At 43.8% G+C, this 17,239-nt stretch carries 15 protein-coding genes and 1 tRNA gene; 7 read left to right on the forward strand and 9 right to left on the reverse strand.

The window, feature by feature from the left end; genetic code table 11:
- Positions 1–51: 51 nt before the first annotated feature.
- Positions 52–1,437: a DNA recombination protein RmuC gene (locus AC1DYT_RS12980; protein WP_477470027.1), complete on the forward strand. Its 1,386-nt coding sequence runs from the start codon at positions 52–54 to the stop codon at positions 1,435–1,437.
- Here the strand turns inward: AC1DYT_RS12980 and AC1DYT_RS12985 are convergent.
- The gene (locus AC1DYT_RS12985; RefSeq protein WP_477470028.1) at positions 1,426–1,713 is read right to left on the reverse strand and encodes a hypothetical protein; all 288 of its coding nucleotides are present in this window, start codon (positions 1,711–1,713) and stop codon (positions 1,426–1,428) included. The two genes, AC1DYT_RS12980 and AC1DYT_RS12985, sit on opposite strands and share 12 nt — an antisense overlap.
- A gap of 28 nt (positions 1,714–1,741) precedes the next feature.
- Positions 1,742–2,791, reverse strand: coding sequence for a thiamine-phosphate kinase (gene thiL, locus AC1DYT_RS12990; RefSeq protein ID WP_477470029.1), 1,050 nt, complete (start codon positions 2,789–2,791; stop codon positions 1,742–1,744).
- A 237-nt stretch (positions 2,792–3,028) separates the two neighbouring features.
- On the opposite strand from thiL, the gene AC1DYT_RS12995 reads away from it, so the two are divergent.
- Both AC1DYT_RS12995 and AC1DYT_RS13000 read left to right on the forward strand, forming a co-directional pair.
- The gene (locus AC1DYT_RS12995; protein WP_477470030.1) at positions 3,029–4,468 is read left to right on the forward strand and encodes a DNA/RNA non-specific endonuclease; all 1,440 of its coding nucleotides are present in this window, start codon (positions 3,029–3,031) and stop codon (positions 4,466–4,468) included.
- Positions 4,469–4,528: 60 nt separating this feature from the next.
- Positions 4,529–5,062: a hypothetical protein gene (locus AC1DYT_RS13000; RefSeq protein WP_477470031.1), complete on the forward strand. Its 534-nt coding sequence runs from the start codon at positions 4,529–4,531 to the stop codon at positions 5,060–5,062.
- A gap of 61 nt (positions 5,063–5,123) precedes the next feature.
- On the opposite strand, the gene nadA is transcribed toward AC1DYT_RS13000, so the two are convergent.
- On the reverse strand, positions 5,124–6,116 hold the full coding sequence (nadA, locus tag AC1DYT_RS13005) for a quinolinate synthase NadA (RefSeq protein ID WP_477470032.1): 993 nt from the start codon (positions 6,114–6,116) through the stop codon (positions 5,124–5,126).
- Positions 6,117–6,523: 407 nt separating this feature from the next.
- On the opposite strand from nadA, the gene nadB reads away from it, so the two are divergent.
- Both nadB and AC1DYT_RS13015 read left to right on the forward strand, forming a co-directional pair.
- The gene (gene nadB / locus AC1DYT_RS13010; protein WP_477470033.1) at positions 6,524–8,116 is read left to right on the forward strand and encodes an L-aspartate oxidase; all 1,593 of its coding nucleotides are present in this window, start codon (positions 6,524–6,526) and stop codon (positions 8,114–8,116) included.
- Between the two features lie 205 nt (positions 8,117–8,321).
- On the forward strand, positions 8,322–8,864 hold the full coding sequence (locus tag AC1DYT_RS13015) for a hypothetical protein (RefSeq protein WP_477470034.1): 543 nt from the start codon (positions 8,322–8,324) through the stop codon (positions 8,862–8,864).
- Between the two features lies 1 nt (position 8,865).
- On the opposite strand, the gene AC1DYT_RS13020 is transcribed toward AC1DYT_RS13015, so the two are convergent.
- Positions 8,866–8,938, reverse strand: a tRNA-Gly gene (locus tag AC1DYT_RS13020).
- Positions 8,939–9,009: 71 nt separating this feature from the next.
- Here AC1DYT_RS13020 and AC1DYT_RS13025 point away from each other — a divergent pair.
- On the forward strand, positions 9,010–9,522 hold the full coding sequence (locus AC1DYT_RS13025; RefSeq protein ID WP_477470035.1) for a gamma carbonic anhydrase family protein: 513 nt from the start codon (positions 9,010–9,012) through the stop codon (positions 9,520–9,522).
- Here the strand turns inward: AC1DYT_RS13025 and AC1DYT_RS13030 are convergent.
- From AC1DYT_RS13030 to AC1DYT_RS13050, 5 genes are all read right to left on the reverse strand, one after another.
- The gene (locus AC1DYT_RS13030; RefSeq protein ID WP_477470036.1) at positions 9,512–11,158 is read right to left on the reverse strand and encodes an Ig-like domain-containing domain; all 1,647 of its coding nucleotides are present in this window, start codon (positions 11,156–11,158) and stop codon (positions 9,512–9,514) included. The two genes, AC1DYT_RS13025 and AC1DYT_RS13030, sit on opposite strands and share 11 nt — an antisense overlap.
- Before the next feature lie 115 nt (positions 11,159–11,273).
- Complete coding sequence (mnmG, locus tag AC1DYT_RS13035; RefSeq protein ID WP_477470037.1) at positions 11,274–13,136, reverse strand: tRNA uridine-5-carboxymethylaminomethyl(34) synthesis enzyme MnmG; 1,863 nt, start codon at positions 13,134–13,136, stop codon at positions 11,274–11,276.
- Positions 13,137–13,198: 62 nt separating this feature from the next.
- A complete protein-coding gene (locus AC1DYT_RS13040) occupies positions 13,199–13,480 on the reverse strand; it encodes a CBU_0592 family membrane protein (RefSeq protein ID WP_477470038.1) in 282 nt (93 codons plus the stop codon).
- Positions 13,480–15,345, reverse strand: coding sequence for an ABC-F family ATP-binding cassette domain-containing protein (locus AC1DYT_RS13045; protein WP_477470039.1), 1,866 nt, complete (start codon positions 15,343–15,345; stop codon positions 13,480–13,482). The genes AC1DYT_RS13040 and AC1DYT_RS13045 overlap by 1 nt, the downstream gene beginning before the upstream one ends.
- Entirely contained in the window at positions 15,345–15,998 is a 654-nt protein-coding gene (locus AC1DYT_RS13050; protein ID WP_477470040.1) for an NAD(P)H-binding protein, read from the reverse strand. The genes AC1DYT_RS13045 and AC1DYT_RS13050 overlap by 1 nt, the downstream gene beginning before the upstream one ends.
- A 464-nt stretch (positions 15,999–16,462) precedes the next feature.
- Between AC1DYT_RS13050 and AC1DYT_RS13055 the strand changes: the two genes are divergently transcribed.
- Positions 16,463–17,239 (forward strand): MlaE family ABC transporter permease, encoded by a 777-nt coding sequence (locus tag AC1DYT_RS13055; RefSeq protein ID WP_477470041.1) that lies wholly within the window; start codon positions 16,463–16,465, stop codon positions 17,237–17,239.

Raw genomic sequence — 17,239 nt, forward strand, 5'->3', positions numbered from 1 at the left:
CTTTAGTAATCTATAATTTACTACATTCGTTTTGCTAATTTTTTTATCAAAATGGATATAATAGTTTTAGGCATTACCGGGGTGTTGTTTATTGTATCACTGGTGTTTTTCTTCGTCAGGAAACGGCCAGGGTCGCTCATATCTGCCGATGAATTGGCCAGGCTAAAAACGGAGAACGAATCATTGAAAATTTCATTGGCCGTTGCAGAACAGCGTGTTGCCGGCACAATTGCCGAAAAAGAAAACATTACCAAACACCTTAAAGATGAACAAACCCGGCTGCTAGACGAGTTGTTCGATGTACGCGGCCAATTGGCCCAGGCCAATCAGTCGCTGGAATCTGCACGCTCGTACTATAAAGCGCAGCAAGAAAAACTGGCCGAGCAAAAAGCCGACATTGAGCAAACCCGCAGCCATTTCCAAAAGGAGTTCGAGAACATCGCCGAAAAGCTTTTAAAAGAAAAAAGCAGGGAGTTTACGGACGTGAACCGACTGAGCATCGATACCATCCTCAACCCGCTGAAAGAAAACATAAAAGCTTTCGAAGCGAAAGTGGATAAGGTTTACAGCACCGAAGCCGCGGAGCGGCACGTTTTACGCGGCGAAATATCTAAACTGATGGACCTGAACAAACTCATCAGTACCGAAGCAGCCAACCTTACCAAAGCCCTAAAAGGTGATAATAAAAAGCAGGGCAACTGGGGCGAAGTAATCCTGGAAAAGGTTTTAGAGCGTAGCGGCCTGGTGCGCGACCGCGAATACCGCATACAAGCCAGCCTGAACCACGCAGATGGCAACAGGCTGCAGCCGGACGTGATAATAGACCTCCCGGATGAAAAACATTTAATAATCGATTCTAAGGTGTCGCTCATCGCTTACGAGCGTTTGGTTAATTGCGAAACCGAAGAAGAGCGCCGTTTATTCTCTAAAGCCCACGTAGAATCTATTCGCGGGCATGTGCAGGGCTTATCCTCCAAAAACTATCACGACCTGTATCAGGTAAACTCGCCAGATTTCGTTTTGCTTTTTGTGCCGATAGAATCCTCGTTCAGTTTTGCCGTGCAACTGGATGCTGATTTGTTTGCTGATGCCTGGGATAAGCGGGTAGTAATCGTAAGCCCGAGCACTTTACTAGCCACCCTCCGCACCATCGCCAGCATCTGGAAACAGGAACGCCAAAACCGCAACGTGCTGGAGATTGCCCGCCTCAGCGGCGAGATGTATGATAAATTCGTGGGCTTTGTTGGCGATATGGAAGGCATCGGCAAAAACATTAAACAAAGCCAGGATAGCTACGATAAGGCCCTCAACAAATTGGTTGATGGCCGGGGCAATTTAACGGTTACGGCGGAAAAGATTAAAAAGTTGGGAGCGAAGGCTAATAAGCAGATAGATGGGAGGTATATTGGGGAGGAGGAGAGCCCCCTAACCCCCTGAAGGGGGAATAATATTTTTTCTTTCCGATCCATGTAGTAATTGTGCACCGTCGAAGTGAGCGAACCAACATTTCTCTGAATCACTGTAGCCGACGGTAGCTTCTACAAGAAGGTTATCCTGATTGCCGTCGTCATCATAATCCTCTGTCAAGATTACTAATTTAAGGCCTGGAAAAAGCTTAATGTTCTTCTTTTGAATCTCTGCTAAAGTACCATTACATATTAATCGCACACCTTCAACGCTGCTATTCTGAAAGTCGACCCAAAGTGTTTCCATATATTTAACAAAACAAAAGCTCCCCCCTTCAGGGGGCTGGGGGGCTAAACGCATTCCATCCCTGCGCTTTCAGCGGGAGTACATTGCCGCTTTTAGTAATCAAGTTGCAGCCGGCATTCGGCTCGGTAATATAGCCGATGATGCTGAAATCCATTTTATGCTTTATCTTATCGTAATCGGCTTGTTTTACAGTAAACAATAGTTCGTAATCTTCGCCGCCGCTTAAGGCACACACGGTGGGATCGAGGCCGAATTCGCGGGCGGTTTCGTATGTCATCGGGTCGATTGGGATTTTTTCCTCGTATAGGTTGCAGCCTTTGTTACTCTGCTTGCAAATGTGTAATATCTCTGATGCCAAACCGTCGGATACATCTATCATCGCCGTTGGCTTTACTTCGAGTTCTTTCAGCAAATCTATGATATCCTTACGTGCTTCCGGTTTCAGCTGCCGTTCTACGATGTAATCCTTACCTTCCAAATCGGGCTGTATGTTGGGGTTTTCGATATAAACCAGTTTCTCGCGCTCTAATAGCTGCAGGCCGGTATAAGCACCACCCAAATCGCCCGACACGCATATCAGGTCACCCTCTTCGGCGGTGTTTCGATACACGATATCCTTTTCATCCGCATAACCCAAAACGGTTACGCTGATTACCAGGCCTTGTTTTGATGCGGTGGTATCGCCGCCAATCAAATCCACGTTATAGTTATCGCAGGCCAGGTAAATGCCTTCGTATAATTCTTCAATGGCTTCCAAAGGAAATTTACTACTCATGCCTATAGAAACCGTAACCTGGCTGGCGGTACCATTCATGGCGTAAATATCGCTCAGATTTACCTGTATGGCTTTATAGCCCAAATGCTTCAACGGGGTGTAAGCCAAATCGAAATGGATGCCCTCTAAAAGCATATCGGTAGATACCAGCACTTTTTTGCCAGGATAATCCAGCACGGCGGCATCGTCGCCAACGCCTTTGATGGTGCTTTTTTGGGTAAGCTTTATATTTTGTGTGAGGTGGCTTATCAAGCCAAACTCGCCCAATTCCTCTAAATGGGTTCTTTCCTGGTTCTCAAACATATTTAAATGATTTCACCGATTTTAAGATTGATTTAAATGATTTCACCGATGCCTGCTTTTACACTAATTAAAAATCGGTGCAATCATTTAAATCGGTGCAATCCCAAACTACAAAATTACCAATAAAAAATCATTCCGTTAACCCTCCTTCTGTCATTGTAATATTTATCATACATAAAACAATTTAACGTCAAGTTAATTTACAAGACATAGTTTTGCTTATCTAATAATATATACATGAAAAACAGAAAGTTACTTGTCTATTTAAGTTTTGGGCTATTGCTGATAGCCGGTTGCGCCAAGGATTATAGGGGCGGTATTAACGTTGACCCCGCACCACCCATAGAAGTAGTAGTGCCTAAGCCTTACGTAATTACCGAAGGTTTCGAAACCGGTACCAAAACCGCTTACGCCATTGCCGATGTACAATTGAGCACCGGCATATGGAGTTTTAACGATGCCCTTGTTGGCAGCTTAGCAGCCGACCTTAAGGACGGCACAAAATCTGTTCGCCTACGGGCCGGCGATATCACCATGAAATTTGATATAAGCGGCATACAACAAATCAACATAACCCACGGCAAATATGGCACCGATGCCGACCAAACCTGGCAATTGCTTATGTCGGTAGATAGCGGCAAAACCTTTACCCAGTTGGGTGCCGATATCGTTGAAAACCACACTACCCTGGTTACCGATTCGTTCAAGGTAGAAACTACCAAAAAGGTGCGTTTCCAGATCAAGAAAGTGGGTACGGCCACTACACGCACCAATATCGATAATATTACGTTCAGGGGCATTGGCGATGCGGGCATCATCGTTGGCGGCAGTACTGATACCGGCGGTGCAGATACCACCACTACAACCAGCCCGCCGGCAACCGAACGCGGCGTAACGGCCGGTACCGATGCACAAGCTGAAAGCGGCGACAACAGTAACCTGCTCTTCGGCAACCCATCAGGGGCGCAGCCTACCGTGGTGATGCTTAACGATTATTTGATAGACCAGAAGTACTACGTAGAATCGTACAGCAGCACACGGGGTACGCCAAACTGGGTAAGCTGGCACCTGGATGCCAGCAACATTACCAATGCGTCGCCAAGGCTGGATAATTTTGCAGGATTTAGCGGGCTCGACGCTAGTTTTTATCATGTAGAAAGCAACAGTTATCAAAACTCGGGTTTCGATCGGGGTCATAATTGCCCATCGGCCGACAGGACCAGTTCGGCTAACGCCAACTCGGCTACTTTTTTAATGACTAACATGATACCCCAGGCACCCAACAATAATCAACAAACCTGGGCCAACCTGGAAAATTACCTGCGCGCTCAGGTGGTTGCAGGCAACGAGGTGTACATTATTATGGGTGCTTACGGTACCGGCGGTGTAGGCAAAAGCGGCAGCGCCACTACCATCAATAATGGTCATATTACTGTGCCGGCCAACGTGTGGAAAATTGCGGTTATAGTGCCCATCGGCGATGGTGACGTGAGCAGGGTTTCTGCAGCAACACGTGTTATTGCGGTAAATACGCCCAACATCAATACCATCAACAGCGATTGGAAACAATACCGGGTTACCGTCCGCGATATTGAAAAAGCTACGGGCTATAATTTGTTAAGTACTTTGCCACAAGCCATACAGGATGTTGTGGAGGCGAAGAAAGATAATTTGTAATTAATAAGTAACTTCTCCGGCAGTTTTTAATTAACTGGAGAAGTTATTTATATTGGCCTTATGAAAACTAAAATTCTTTCAATCAGCCTGCTATTGTGCCTGTTTTTTTTCAATAGTTATTCTCAAAAAAGTCCAACTACTGATTATATAAGAAATGATCAGCTTTATATCTTGTCAAATCAACATTACATTAAATTTGGCGATCTAAAAAACGCAAGCATCGGTAAGCTACTTGGTTCCCCTCTAAAAATTAAAAACGAAAAGTGGGAGACCAATAATGCAAAGAACAACAAAACATATATTTATGCGAGCGGTGAACTTGTATTAGAAGATGATTATCTTGCTTTTATCAATATAAAGAAAAAAGGTTTGGCCTTCGCATTTAAAATAGGTAAATCGTTTACGAAGCCCTTTGCAGTTGGTGATGATATAACAGAGTTAAAAAAACTATTTCCTGTTTCTTTTAAAAATTCCAAGGATGGCATATTCATTCCCATCAAAACGAATAAGGGTGTAGTAACAGATTCGAGCATCATATTTACTTACTCGGGCAACCGAATAACCGGATTAAAATTATTTTCGAACGAGTCTTAAAACAGAAAGGTATTGCTTTTATTAATTCAGCAGTACCTTTTTTATTCGGGCATAGTTGATATTACAATCCCAGCCTCGCCGATATCTCCAGCATCCGCTCTATCGGCACAACAGCTTTTTCTATGATATGCTGCGGCACGTCTATTTCAGGCGTGCCGTTTTTCATACACAGATATAATTTTTCCAGTGTATTGCGTTTCATATGCGGGCAATCGTTGCAGGCGCAAGTATTATTCGGCGGAGCCGGAAAAAATTTTTTAGATGGGTTCTCTTTTTCCATCTGGTGTATAATCCCTGCCTCTGTTGCCACAATAAACTCCGTTTCGGGGCTGTTTGTGGCGTATTTTAGTATGCCCGTGGTAGATCCTATATAATCCGCCATTTGCAGAATCACTTCCTCGCATTCGGGATGGGCCAGTATCTTTGCATTTGGGTGGCGCTCTTTCAGTTTGGTTATTTTTTCCCTGCTGAAAATCTCGTGCACCATACAGGCACCATTCCATAAAACCAGATCGCGGCCTGTTTTTTTAGCTACCCATGCCCCAAGGTTTTTATCCGGGCCGAAGATTATCTTCTGGTCCTTTGGCAAGCTTTCTACAATCTGCACCGCGTTGCTACTAGTACAAACTATATCGCTCATCGCCTTCAGTTCCGCAGTGCAATTCACGTAGGTAATTACCAGGTGATCGGGGTAATTTTCCTTGAACTTTTTAAACAAGTGCGGTGGGCAGCTGTCGGCCAGTGAGCAGCCTGCCTTCAGATCCGGTAACAGAACCTTTTTGTTTGGAGAAAGAATCTTTGCTGTTTCGGCCATGAAATGTACGCCGGCAAAAACGATGATATCGGCATCGGTTTTAGCAGCCTGTTGCGAAAGGCCAAGGCTATCGCCAATATAATCGGCAATATCCTGTATATCTCCTTCCTGGTAATAATGGGCCAGCACAACAGCATTCTTTTCCTTTTTTAGTTTCTCTATTTCGGCAAACAGGTCAAGCGACGGGTCGATGTATTCGTCGGCAAAACCATTCATTTTTATTTCTTCGAAGGTATCCATTCCACAAATCAATTAATAATAAGTTCTTTTTATATATAAGAAAAACCTATTGTTATTAAGGTGTTAGTATTGTTAAGAAATTGTGATACGATTTAGTAAAAAAGTTATTTCTAAACTTTTACTAACATTTATCAACGTGTTTTTATTTTTTATTTTACTGATTTTTAGCTTTCTGTGACAATCAAATATTAATCTAAAAACTTAAATGTTAATATTTACTTGCTGTATAAAATGTTAGTATCATTGTGAAAGCTGCTCACAAATCGCTCAAAAGTATCGTAAAATTTCAAAAAAAACAGGGTTATCAACTATCCGGGTTATTTCTAATTTTTTACTTACACAAATTTAACACGTTTTATACCGCTTATTAACATTAGTACTAATTTTACACAATATATAGATATAGCATGACCAGAACTGTGGATTTCCTGGTAGTAGGTTCGGGCATTGCCGGATTAAGTTTTGCACTAAAGGCTGCAAAGCATGGTAAGGTACTGATAGTTACAAAAGCCAATGAAGATGAAAGTAACACTAAGTATGCCCAGGGTGGCGTAGCGGTGGTTGTGGATAAAAAGGAAGATTCTTTCGAAAAGCATATAAACGATACCCTTATAGCCGGCGATGGCCTATGCGATAAGGAAGTTGTAGAGGCCGTAGTGAAAGAAGGGCCCGAACGGATAAACGAGATTATTGCCTACGGCACCAATTTCGACCGGACGAATGAAGGGAATTATGACCTGGCAAAGGAAGGTGGCCACTCCGAATTTAGGGTATTACATTATAAGGATATTACGGGTTTCGAGATAGAACGGTCCTTATTAGAAGAAATACACCGCGAGCCCAACATCGAGATATTGACACATTACTTTGCGGTAGATTTAATAACCCAGCACCATTTAGGCGAGCTGGTGAAGAAATCGTCTGATAATATAGAGTGTTACGGAATTTATGCCTTCAACACAGAGACTAATAATGTTGAGAAGATACTCTCTAAGGTAACGGTAATGGCTTCCGGAGGTGCAGGGCATATATACTCGGTAACCACTAATCCAACTATCGCTACCGGTGATGGTGTTGCCATGGTTTACCGTGCTAAAGGAAAGGTTAGGAATATGGAGTTTATCCAGTTCCATCCCACGGCTTTATATAACCCGGGCGAGTATCCATCCTTCCTTATTTCTGAGGCGGTACGCGGTATGGGGGGCGTGTTAAGACGTACCAATGGCGAGGAGTTTATGCAGGAGTATGATGAGCGTAAATCATTAGCTCCGCGTGATATTGTGGCCCGTGCCATTGATGCCGAGATAAAAAAATCGGGCGAAGACTTTGTTTATTTAGATATCACTCACAAAAAGAAAAAGGATATTTTAGAACACTTCCCAAATATCTACGCGAAATGTTTGGAAATGGGTATAGACATGACACGCGATATGATACCCGTTGCGCCTGCATGCCATTACATGTGCGGTGGTGTATTGGTAGATCATAGCGGGCGGTCTTCAATCCGCCAGTTGTACGCTTGCGGCGAATGCTCTTCAACCGGCTTACATGGCGCTAACCGGTTAGCTTCTAATTCCTTATTAGAAGCATTAGTTTTTGCGCATCGTATTTATACCGACGCAGTAGTTGCTTTTACCGAATTTGCGATTCCGGAAGGTATCCCGGATTGGAATGAGCATGGTGTAAAACTATCTAACGAGGATATCCTGGTTACGCACAACATCCGCGAGATGCAGAAGTTGATGAATGATTATGTAGGTATCGTAAGGTCGGACTTTAGGTTGGAGCGTGCAATGCGCAGATTGCGTTTGCTTTATGAAGAAACAGAGGATTTTTACAAACAAACTAAGGTATCGGTAAAGCTTTGCGAATTGCGTAATTTGATCCAGGTTAGCTACTTAGTAGTAAAATCTGCCACGGCAAGGCATGAGAGTAGGGGCTTGCATTATACAACGGATTATCCACAGCATGCGGATATGTTGGAGGATACTGTGTTTTGATTTCGGATTTATAAAGCAGCGTCATTGCGAGGTACGAAGCAATCTCTACGTAGGACACGCCGCCTTGCAAATCGGCACGCAAAGCTTAGAGATTGCTTCGTACCTCGCAATGACGGGGTGGAGAAAGTATTGGGTTGAGCGGAAAACGGGATTCGAACCCGCGGCCTTCAGTTTGGGACGGTGGTTTTCCCATAGAAGAATTATCATGTCAAATAAAGTTAAGTACGTTGATTATGCCATTCTTGGTGCTCTATTTTTGCTAACATCGTACGGTGTTTTCAGGCACTTTGCTGACGACTTTGTACTGACCATTAATTTTTATCTTGGCGTTTTAATGGTGATTGGTGCTGGTATTTACAAGTTATCCGTAAAGCCGGTTGAGGATTACTTCGTACTTACGATTTTTTTTTTGGCTACTTTCAGCTTAATAAACTTTACGCCTGAAGTAGTAAATGGTACTATATTATATACAGATAACGAATTAGCATATAATACCTTAGGATTTAATCCGATAGTATTTATTGTGTTGGTTGCTTACTGTTTTATAAACAGAAAATTGTTAAAAGCGATTTTTAAAAGGTCGGAAGAAGAAGTGAGTTCACAGTCTGAAGTTAAAACCTCTTTTTATTACAATAAATTTAAAGATTTGGGTGACGAAGAATTTAATGAGATTTTTAGCAATATAAATAAGTATCCGGTTGATGCGCAAGCGGCGCTTTTGAAGATTGCTGATGAGAAGAAATTGTAAGAGCGGAAAACGGGATTCGAACCCGCGGCCTTCAGTTTGGGAAACTGACGCTCTACCGACTGAGCTATTCCCGCTTAATTATTGGCAAACATAACAATTTTTTCATTCACTCATTCACTCATTCAAAATTCACTCATTAAACAATATGCCGGTAATACTATCCGTAAAAGATAAAAGCCCCATGTGGGGAAGCGATTGCTTCATTGCTGAAAATGCTACCATTGTTGGCGATGTGGTAATGGGCGATAATTGTTCTGTTTGGTTCAATGCGGTTATCCGTGGCGATGTGCATTATATCAAGATAGGTAATAACACCAACATACAGGATGGTGCCTGCATACATGCTACTTATTTAAAGGCGCCTACAAATATCGGCGATAGTGTTTCTATCGGCCATCACGCCATTGTACACGGCTGTACGCTACGCAATAATGTTTTGATAGGTATGGGCGCAATTGTAATGGATGATGCCCTGGTGGAAGAATATGTGATTATAGCGGCAGGTTCCGTTGTGTTGGAGAACACCATTTGCGAATCGGGTTATTTATATGCCGGCGTGCCCGCTAAAAAAATAAAGCCCCTTACCGATGGGCAAAGGGCTTTGTTAGATAAACTGCCGCAAAATTATATCATGTATTCCGGCTGGTTTATGGATTAGTTTGCTCCTTTGGGATATCTAATGGCTCTTCTGCCTCCCAGTTTGCGCGCAGCACTATTTCCTTAGGGCTTACCCATATTACCTCCGGCTGCTCCCGGCGTTTCACGTTACCGCTGTCCCAGCGGCCATTTTTGTTCGCGTCATATACAACTCGTACCGTGTATTTTGAGGTAAAGAAATTCTTATATAAGAGCGATGTGTTTTTGGTGACGATATCCCTTCGCACTACCGTTTTTATATCGTCCAATAATTCTACGATATACATTTTACCGGTATCTGCAGGTACGCTTACTTTTAAGGTCAGCTGGCTGTAGTTTTCCGGCTTGTCTATGGTAAATGGTTTTCCGCTGCGTTTGCTCTTGTCGCCATAGATATCGGTGAAAGCGCCCTCCATAAGGTTGAGCTGATATTTTGAATTTGCGCGCCAACGGTATTTCATGGTGTATCGCCTCAGGTTGGTGGTATCTTTCTGCAGGGTGAAGTTGCTTACTGCTACAGAATCTTCCAGCAAAGCAATATTGGCTAAGTCATAACTCTCCAGCGGGAAGTTGGCGGTGAGTAATAGATCAGTGCCCGGCTTCAATTTATTATCGCGGTTGGTGCCGAATGAAAATAACAGGTTGCGCTCGAACTTCTCGTTTTTGCTTTTAAGCTGGTAAACGGTATCTACAGGTTTGTTATTATCCAGTATGGCAATGCTCACCGAGTCGAAAGACATGTTGCGCATGTACACTATGGCGGTATCCTTGGTTTTAGAAAACTCTGCTATTTTTTCTTTATCCAACGCAGGAGGGTATAATATTTTTAAGGATGGCTTTTCTAAAGGCTTATTGAATACCATCGAGTACTTGCCATCCGGCATAAAATGCTTTTCGGCCACCCGGAAATTGTCGGGTACCTGTTTGAATAATTTGAGGACGATGTTGGAACTGTCTTTATCTACAACTATCGATTTTGTGGAAAAACCGATCAGGTCGGCCTCGGGTTTAAAAACCTTATCCGGGCTGGGTTGCTTCATAGCGTAGAGGCGATAGGTGTCTTCGCGGAGGTTGTTGAGCGAGAAATTACCCGCGGTATCCGTGGTGGTAAATATCGTCGGTTTCTTTTTACCAAAGAGGAGGGAGTCCTGGCTAACCGGAAAAAGGAAAACCAAGGCGTCTTTTTCTTTAAGGCCCGTAGTAGAGTTGATGACGTTGCCCGAAAGACTCAGCGAATCGATATGGCTGCCGGTAGAAAAAACATAGGTGAAATTCTTAAGCACGTTACCCTCGTTTACATCGGCAACGGCTTTACCAAAGTTAATGACGTAAGTAGTGTTTTTTAAAAGCGAATCTTTAAAATCTATCACCAAACTTTTCTTACTGATTTTGTACTCCGGCTGCTTTTCCATGAAAGGCGTAATACTGATTTCCTGGTATTGGTTGGTCAGACGGAAGTACTCGTCAAAATCTATTTGGATTTGTTTGGCCTTAAAATTTCTGGTTTGATTTTCGGGTGTTGCCAGCAATATTTTTGGCGGGGTAAGGTCGCGCGGACCTCCTTGCGGTTTTTGCTGCGCCGCGCAGCCCCAAAGCGCCAAAATCGATAATAAAATGAAGAAAAATCGGTTTGAAAAAATCGGTTTTTGATTTAACATACTTTTTTTGCCCTATAAGCCACTTTTATATTTTGATGAACCCTGATATTAAAAATTTAAAATAATTCGATATAAACGATATTTTATAATTAATTGATTTACAGATAATTATAATCTATCTCGACACATGAACCATCAAAACCGACACATCCGACGGTGAAACACCCGAAATGCGCGATGCCTGGCCCAAAGTGCGCGGTTTTATGCGTTTCAATTTTTCGCGCGCTTCTTTAGAAAGGGAAACCAGTTGGCTGTAATCGAATTCCGGATTGATTTCCCGGTCTTCCATTTTCTTCATCTTTTCTACGATTTCCATTTCCTTGATAAAGTAACTCTCGTATTTGATTTTTATTTCAGCCTGCTCGATAGTTTCTTTATCGAGGGCCGAGAGTTTATCCTGCAGGGTAGGGTCGATGTTATTGAGTTCCTTAAAACCGATTTGCGGTCGGGTAAGCAGCGTGAATAATTTAACACTTTGATTTATCGGGCTGGTACCCACTTGCTCCAGCAGGTTATTTACAGCAGTAGGGTCGATGCTCTTGCTGCGGGTAAAAGCAACCAACTCATCCGAGTTTTTAATTTTGGCGTTTACCTTATCCAAGCGCTCATCGCTTATCAGGCCCAGGTCGTGGCCCATTGGGCTAAGGCGTATATCGGCATTATCCTGGCGCAGCAGCAAGCGGTGCTCTGCCCGGGAGGTAAACATGCGGTAAGGCTCTTCGGTACCTTTAGTTACCAGGTCATCTATCAAAACGCCGATGTACGATTCCGACCTTTTCAGTATCAGTTCGTGCTTGTCGTTTATTTTTTGATGCGCATTGATGCCTGCTATGAAGCCTTGAGATGCCGCTTCTTCGTAACCGGTAGTACCGTTTATCTGGCCTGCGAAGTACAAGTTGCTGATAAGTTTCGTCTCCAAAGTCAGGCCCAACTGGGTAGGCGGGAAGTAATCGTACTCGATGGCATAACCCGGACGGAACATTTTAGCCGTCTCGAAGCCGGGTATTTTAGTCAATGCTTTGTATTGTACATCCTCGGGGAGGGAGGTAGAGAAACCGTTTACATATATCTCGCAGGTGTTCCAACCTTCGGGTTCTACAAAAATTTGGTGACGGTCGCGCTCCGCAAAGCGGTTAATCTTATCTTCTATAGAAGGGCAATAACGCGGACCTAAACCTTTAATGCGCCCGGTAAACATGGGCGACCGCTCAAAGCCTTCTTTCAAAGTTTCGTGCACCTCGGGGTTGGTATAGGTTATCCAGCAGCAGCGTTGGTCGGTTGCCAGCTTTACGTCGGTGTAAGAAAAGCGGCCACGTTCTTCGTCGCCCCATTGTTCTTCCATTAACGTGTAATTTAAACTGCGTCCATCCACGCGGGGAGGGGTGCCGGTTTTCATCCTGCCGGAGTCAAAGCCCAGGGTAATCAATTGCTCGGTTAAACCCGTTGCGGCTTTTTCTCCGGAGCGGCCACCTCCGAATTTCTTCTCGCCAATATGGATAACGCCATTCAAAAAAGTACCGTTGGTGAGCACTACTGCATCGGCTTCTATCTCTACACCTATAGATGTTTTAACCCCGGCGATGGTATTTCCTTTCACTAAAAGCGAGGTAACGGTATCCTGCCAAAAGTCAACGTTTGGTGTTTTTTCCAATGCAATTCGCCATTCTTCAGCGAAGCGTGCGCGGTCGCTTTGGGCCCTTGGGCTCCACATAGCAGGGCCTTTACTTAGGTTAAGCATCCTAAATTGCAGGGAAGTTTTATCGGTGATGATACCCGAATATCCGCCTAAGGCGTCAATCTCCCGCACTATTTGGCCCTTTGCAACACCGCCCATAGCGGGGTTGCAACTCATTTGTGCAATGGTTCCCATGTTCATGGTGATCAGCAAAACCGACGAACCAAGGTTGGCAGCAGCAGCAGCAGCTTCACAGCCTGCATGCCCGGCACCAACTACAATTACATTATATTTCTTAAACATATAACCTCCATGTTCCACGTGGAACAATGTTTATCATTAATCAAAACGTTCCACGTGGAACGTTATTTTACTTCGTTAATCGATGTTCCACGTGGAACAATGAACGAATAAAGGGCAAAAAGCGCCCAAATGCTCTCTAAAACCACAAAAGGGTAGAAGCTGATCATGTACGAGGATAGCCCGCATAAGCCAGCTCCAATGAAGTTCATCCCACTATACCAACGACTATGCGATGGTAGTTTCTTATATAAATTCAGCAGGAATGCTGCTAATAGTATAATTACACCTGTAGATGCGATGACATCGGACAGCTTAACTTGAATCATAAAGTTGGATAAATCCATTATGCTTCTTTTAGTTCTGATAGCTCAATCCAACGCATGCTTTTGGCATCCAATTGCTTGTTCAAATAAGCAATCTTATCTGTTAATTGCTGTAATTTCTTAGCGTCGATATTGATAGTATTTAACTCTTCGGTAGTTTCCTTTAGCTTGTTTTCAATATCGCTTATCTCTTTTTCTAAACCCTCGTATTCCTTTTCTTCCTTAAAACTAAGCTTGGCTTTCTTTGGTGCTTCTACTTGTACAGGTGCAATAACGGCAGGCTTTTTATTGCTTTGTTTAGCCTCTTCCTGCTCTATACGGAACGAAGAATAATTGCCATTATATATCCTTACCTGCCCGTTACCTTCCATAATAAAGAGCTGCTCGGCCATCTTATCCAATAGGTACCTATCGTGCGATACGATCATGAGGATGCCAGGGTAGGTGGTCAAAAACTCTTCCAGTACGTTCAGCGTATCTATATCTAAATCGTTGGTTGGCTCATCCAGTATCAGGAAGTTGGGGTTCCTTATCAGGATGCTCATCAGGTGCAGCCTTTTCTTTTCACCACCGCTTAGCTTGGCTACCATGCCGTATTGTTTAGCAGGAGGGAAGAGGAACAGTGTGAGCAATGCCGAGGCAGATATCATCTTACCATCGGCCATCGTGATAAACTCCGCAACATTCTTTACGATATCTATTACCCGTTCGTCTTCCTTAAAGGATAGACCAGCTTGGTTAAAGTAGCCTAATACCGTTGTTTCGCCTTTTATTATTTCGCCGCTATCGGGTTGCAGGCCGCCGGTGATCATGTTCAACAGAGTTGATTTTCCGCTGCCGTTCTTTCCTGCTAAACCAATGCGATCGCCTTTTTTAAATACGTAACTAAAATCCTGCACGTATGTGTTGCCATTGAAACCTTTGGTAACATGGTGCATCTCCATTATCTTGTTGCCCTGGCGTGCAATCTTTACGGTCAATTCAACGTTTTGCTTCGGTCCGTTATTCTTGGTTTTATCTTCCAGGTCATAAAACGCGTCGATGCGCGATTTTGATTTAGTGCCACGGGCCTTCGGTTGGCGGCGCATCCACTCCAATTCCTTCCTTAATAGGTTAGAGTTCTTTTGGAACGAAGCCTCGTCGGATGCTTCGCGTTCGGCTTTCTTCTCCAAATAGTAACCATAGTTACCCAAATAAGGGATGATTTTGCCTTTGTCTATCTCTAATATCTCGTTGCAAACGTTATCCAAAAAGTACCTGTCGTGCGTAACCATCAGTATGGTTTTGCTGCCCTCGGTAAGCAGTTTCTCCAGCCATTCTATCGTATCAATATCCAGGTGGTTGGTAGGCTCATCTAAAATGTATATCTCCGGGTCTTCTATGAGTAGCCTGGCCAGTGCAAGGCGTTTTTTTTGCCCGCCCGATAACGTGCTGATATGCTGGTTGAGGTGATGGATATCCAGCCGGCCCAAAATGGTTTTTATTTTGTACTCGTAATCCCAGGCGTCTATCTCGCTCATCTCCTCCATTATCTTGTCCATCTCCTTCATATTATCCGGGTCGTTTTCTAACAACTCCTCGTAACGGCGGATGAGCTGCTGCTGAATATTATCTGAATGGAAGATGTAATCGCTGATGGTAACGGCGTTCTTGAAGAAAGGGTCTTGCTCCAGGTAGCCTACGTTTAAGTCGCGGGCCTGGGCCACTTTACCTTCAGTAGGTTTGAGCGAACCGGATAGTATTTTTAATAAGGTAGTTTTACCCGCACCGTTTACACCCACAAGCGCAACTCTGCGCCCACGGTTGATGCCGATGGTAAGGTTTTTGAACAACCAGTTATCATGAAAAGAGTGGCCCAAATTCTCGGCCGAAATGTATGTACTCACTAAGCGTTTATTATGTTATCGAATGTGTAGGTATGTGTGCCCGGCTTGCCTGCCAGCGATTTTTTGTACATGGCATGCGCAACGGTGGCACCATCAATGCTGCGGTATTTCCTAAGGCTGCCGATGAGCAGATAGTCGACCACCTTAAAGACCCCGATGAGCACTTTCTCGAAGGCGCGTTTCTCTTCCCTGCCGCCATATAGCATGGATGGCTGGTAGATATGCAGGCTTTCTATGCCGATGGTTTTAAGGCTCTCTTCCAGCTCGCCTTTTAGTTTTAAGTAAAAGGTTGACGATTGGGCGTTGGCACCAATAGCCGAAACCACATGGAACTGTTTTATCCCGTTTGCTTTTGCCATGCGGGCAATCTCCAGCGGATAATCGTGGTCTATTTTACGGTACTGGGCTACATCAGGCGTATTGGCTTTAGTGGTACCCAGGCAGCTAAACACAGCGCGCCCCGTAATGGAAGCGGCATACTTAGGCAAATCGTTGAAATCAATCACCAATTGCACCAGTTTTTTATGTTGAACAGGTAACTCTTTGCGCACCAGTACCAATACTTCGTCGTATTCGGCATGGTTAAGCAGCTCGGTAAGCAGTTTACTGCCTATAAGCCCGCTTGCGCCCACTAAAATTGCCTTATATCCCATTGATGGCCAGTTTAAACCGCAAAAATAAGCATAAATAAAATAGTGGATATAAAGGGATGATTATCAGTAGCACAAATGACGGGGTTGTGATTGCGTTCACACAATTAAAGAGGATTAAAAACGAATGCGTCGCGGGAGTTTGAGTGAACACAATTAAAGAGGATTAAAAACGAATGCATCGTGAGAGTTTGAGTGAACACTAATTTCACGAATTAAAGAAAATTGAAAACGAATCGAACATAATTTACGACGACCAATATTACTTAAATAATTGATTTTAAATTACTTATAATGTTTTTATAATTCGTGAAATTCGTCTTAATTAGATAAAATTCGTGTTCACTCAATTCGTGTTCACTCAATTTGCACCAGACTGCGCGTTCTTTTAACTTCTAATTAAATCAACCGGCTATGCAAACTTTTACCAAACAGATTGTTTATAACTGGCAAGTAGTTAGGATTTTATGGAAGGACAGGCATTAACAGGGTACAAAAAATGGATGGAAAGCGTTGGCGAACAGGGCGTTTTCTTCAGCCGTTTCGTCCGCAATATTTTCACGGGGGGCTTTGAGTGGGAGGAATTTGTGCGCCAATGCTACGAAATTGGCTACAAGTCGTTCATGCTGGTGGGCCTTACTTCTTTTATCATGGGCCTGGTGCTCATCCTGCAGCTGCGCCCCTCTATGGTTGATATGGGTGCCGAAAGCATGTTGCCGAAAACGCTTGCCGTATCCTTTATCCGCGAGATGGGGCCGGTAATTACGGCCATTATCTGCGCCGGTAAAATCGCTTCCAGCATTGGTGCCGAACTGGGCAGCATGAAAGTTACCGAGCAGATTGATGCCATGGAGGTATCGGGTGCCAACCCCATGCAATACCTGGTGGTTACCCGCATATTGGCCACTAGTATTATGGTGCCGATACTGGCCCTGATGGGCGATGTAATTGGCTTATTTGGCGGGTTTCTCGCCTTAAACTTTACAGACGATATCAGCTTTTCGCTTTATTTCCATAAATGTATCTCCTCCCTGGAATTTGTCGACTTTTTACCCGCCCTGGTAAAAACCGTGTTTTTTGGCTTCGCGATAGGTTTTGTAGGCTGCTATAAAGGTTTTCATTCCGATAAAGGCACAGAAAGCGTAGGCTTGGCCGCCAATTCGGCCGTGGTGACGGCGTCGCTATGGATATTCGTGATAGATGCCATTGCTGTACAGATCACCAGTATTTTATTCTACAGGTAA

This window comes from Mucilaginibacter sp. P1_D10, assembly GCF_056406215.1.

What these genes read in the sequence shown, in the direction of transcription:
- AC1DYT_RS13050 (WP_477470040.1), bottom strand. Translation starts at nt 15,998, where the DNA reads ATGGGATATAAGGCAATTTTAGTGGGCGCAAGCGGGCTTATAGGCAGT.
- AC1DYT_RS13055 (WP_477470041.1), top strand. Translation starts at nt 16,463, where the DNA reads ATGGAAGGACAGGCATTAACAGGGTACAAAAAATGGATGGAAAGCGTT.
- thiL (WP_477470029.1), bottom strand. Translation starts at nt 2,791, where the DNA reads ATGTTTGAGAACCAGGAAAGAACCCATTTAGAGGAATTGGGCGAGTTT.
- AC1DYT_RS13000 (WP_477470031.1), top strand. Translation starts at nt 4,529, where the DNA reads ATGAAAACTAAAATTCTTTCAATCAGCCTGCTATTGTGCCTGTTTTTT.
- nadB (WP_477470033.1), top strand. Translation starts at nt 6,524, where the DNA reads ATGACCAGAACTGTGGATTTCCTGGTAGTAGGTTCGGGCATTGCCGGA.
- AC1DYT_RS13040 (WP_477470038.1), bottom strand. Translation starts at nt 13,480, where the DNA reads ATGGATTTATCCAACTTTATGATTCAAGTTAAGCTGTCCGATGTCATC.
- AC1DYT_RS12995 (WP_477470030.1), top strand. Translation starts at nt 3,029, where the DNA reads ATGAAAAACAGAAAGTTACTTGTCTATTTAAGTTTTGGGCTATTGCTG.
- mnmG (WP_477470037.1), bottom strand. Translation starts at nt 13,136, where the DNA reads ATGTTTAAGAAATATAATGTAATTGTAGTTGGTGCCGGGCATGCAGGC.
- AC1DYT_RS12985 (WP_477470028.1), bottom strand. Translation starts at nt 1,713, where the DNA reads ATGGAAACACTTTGGGTCGACTTTCAGAATAGCAGCGTTGAAGGTGTG.
- AC1DYT_RS13030 (WP_477470036.1), bottom strand. Translation starts at nt 11,158, where the DNA reads ATGTTAAATCAAAAACCGATTTTTTCAAACCGATTTTTCTTCATTTTA.
- AC1DYT_RS12980 (WP_477470027.1), top strand. Translation starts at nt 52, where the DNA reads ATGGATATAATAGTTTTAGGCATTACCGGGGTGTTGTTTATTGTATCA.
- nadA (WP_477470032.1), bottom strand. Translation starts at nt 6,116, where the DNA reads ATGGATACCTTCGAAGAAATAAAAATGAATGGTTTTGCCGACGAATAC.
- AC1DYT_RS13025 (WP_477470035.1), top strand. Translation starts at nt 9,010, where the DNA reads ATGCCGGTAATACTATCCGTAAAAGATAAAAGCCCCATGTGGGGAAGC.
- AC1DYT_RS13015 (WP_477470034.1), top strand. Translation starts at nt 8,322, where the DNA reads ATGTCAAATAAAGTTAAGTACGTTGATTATGCCATTCTTGGTGCTCTA.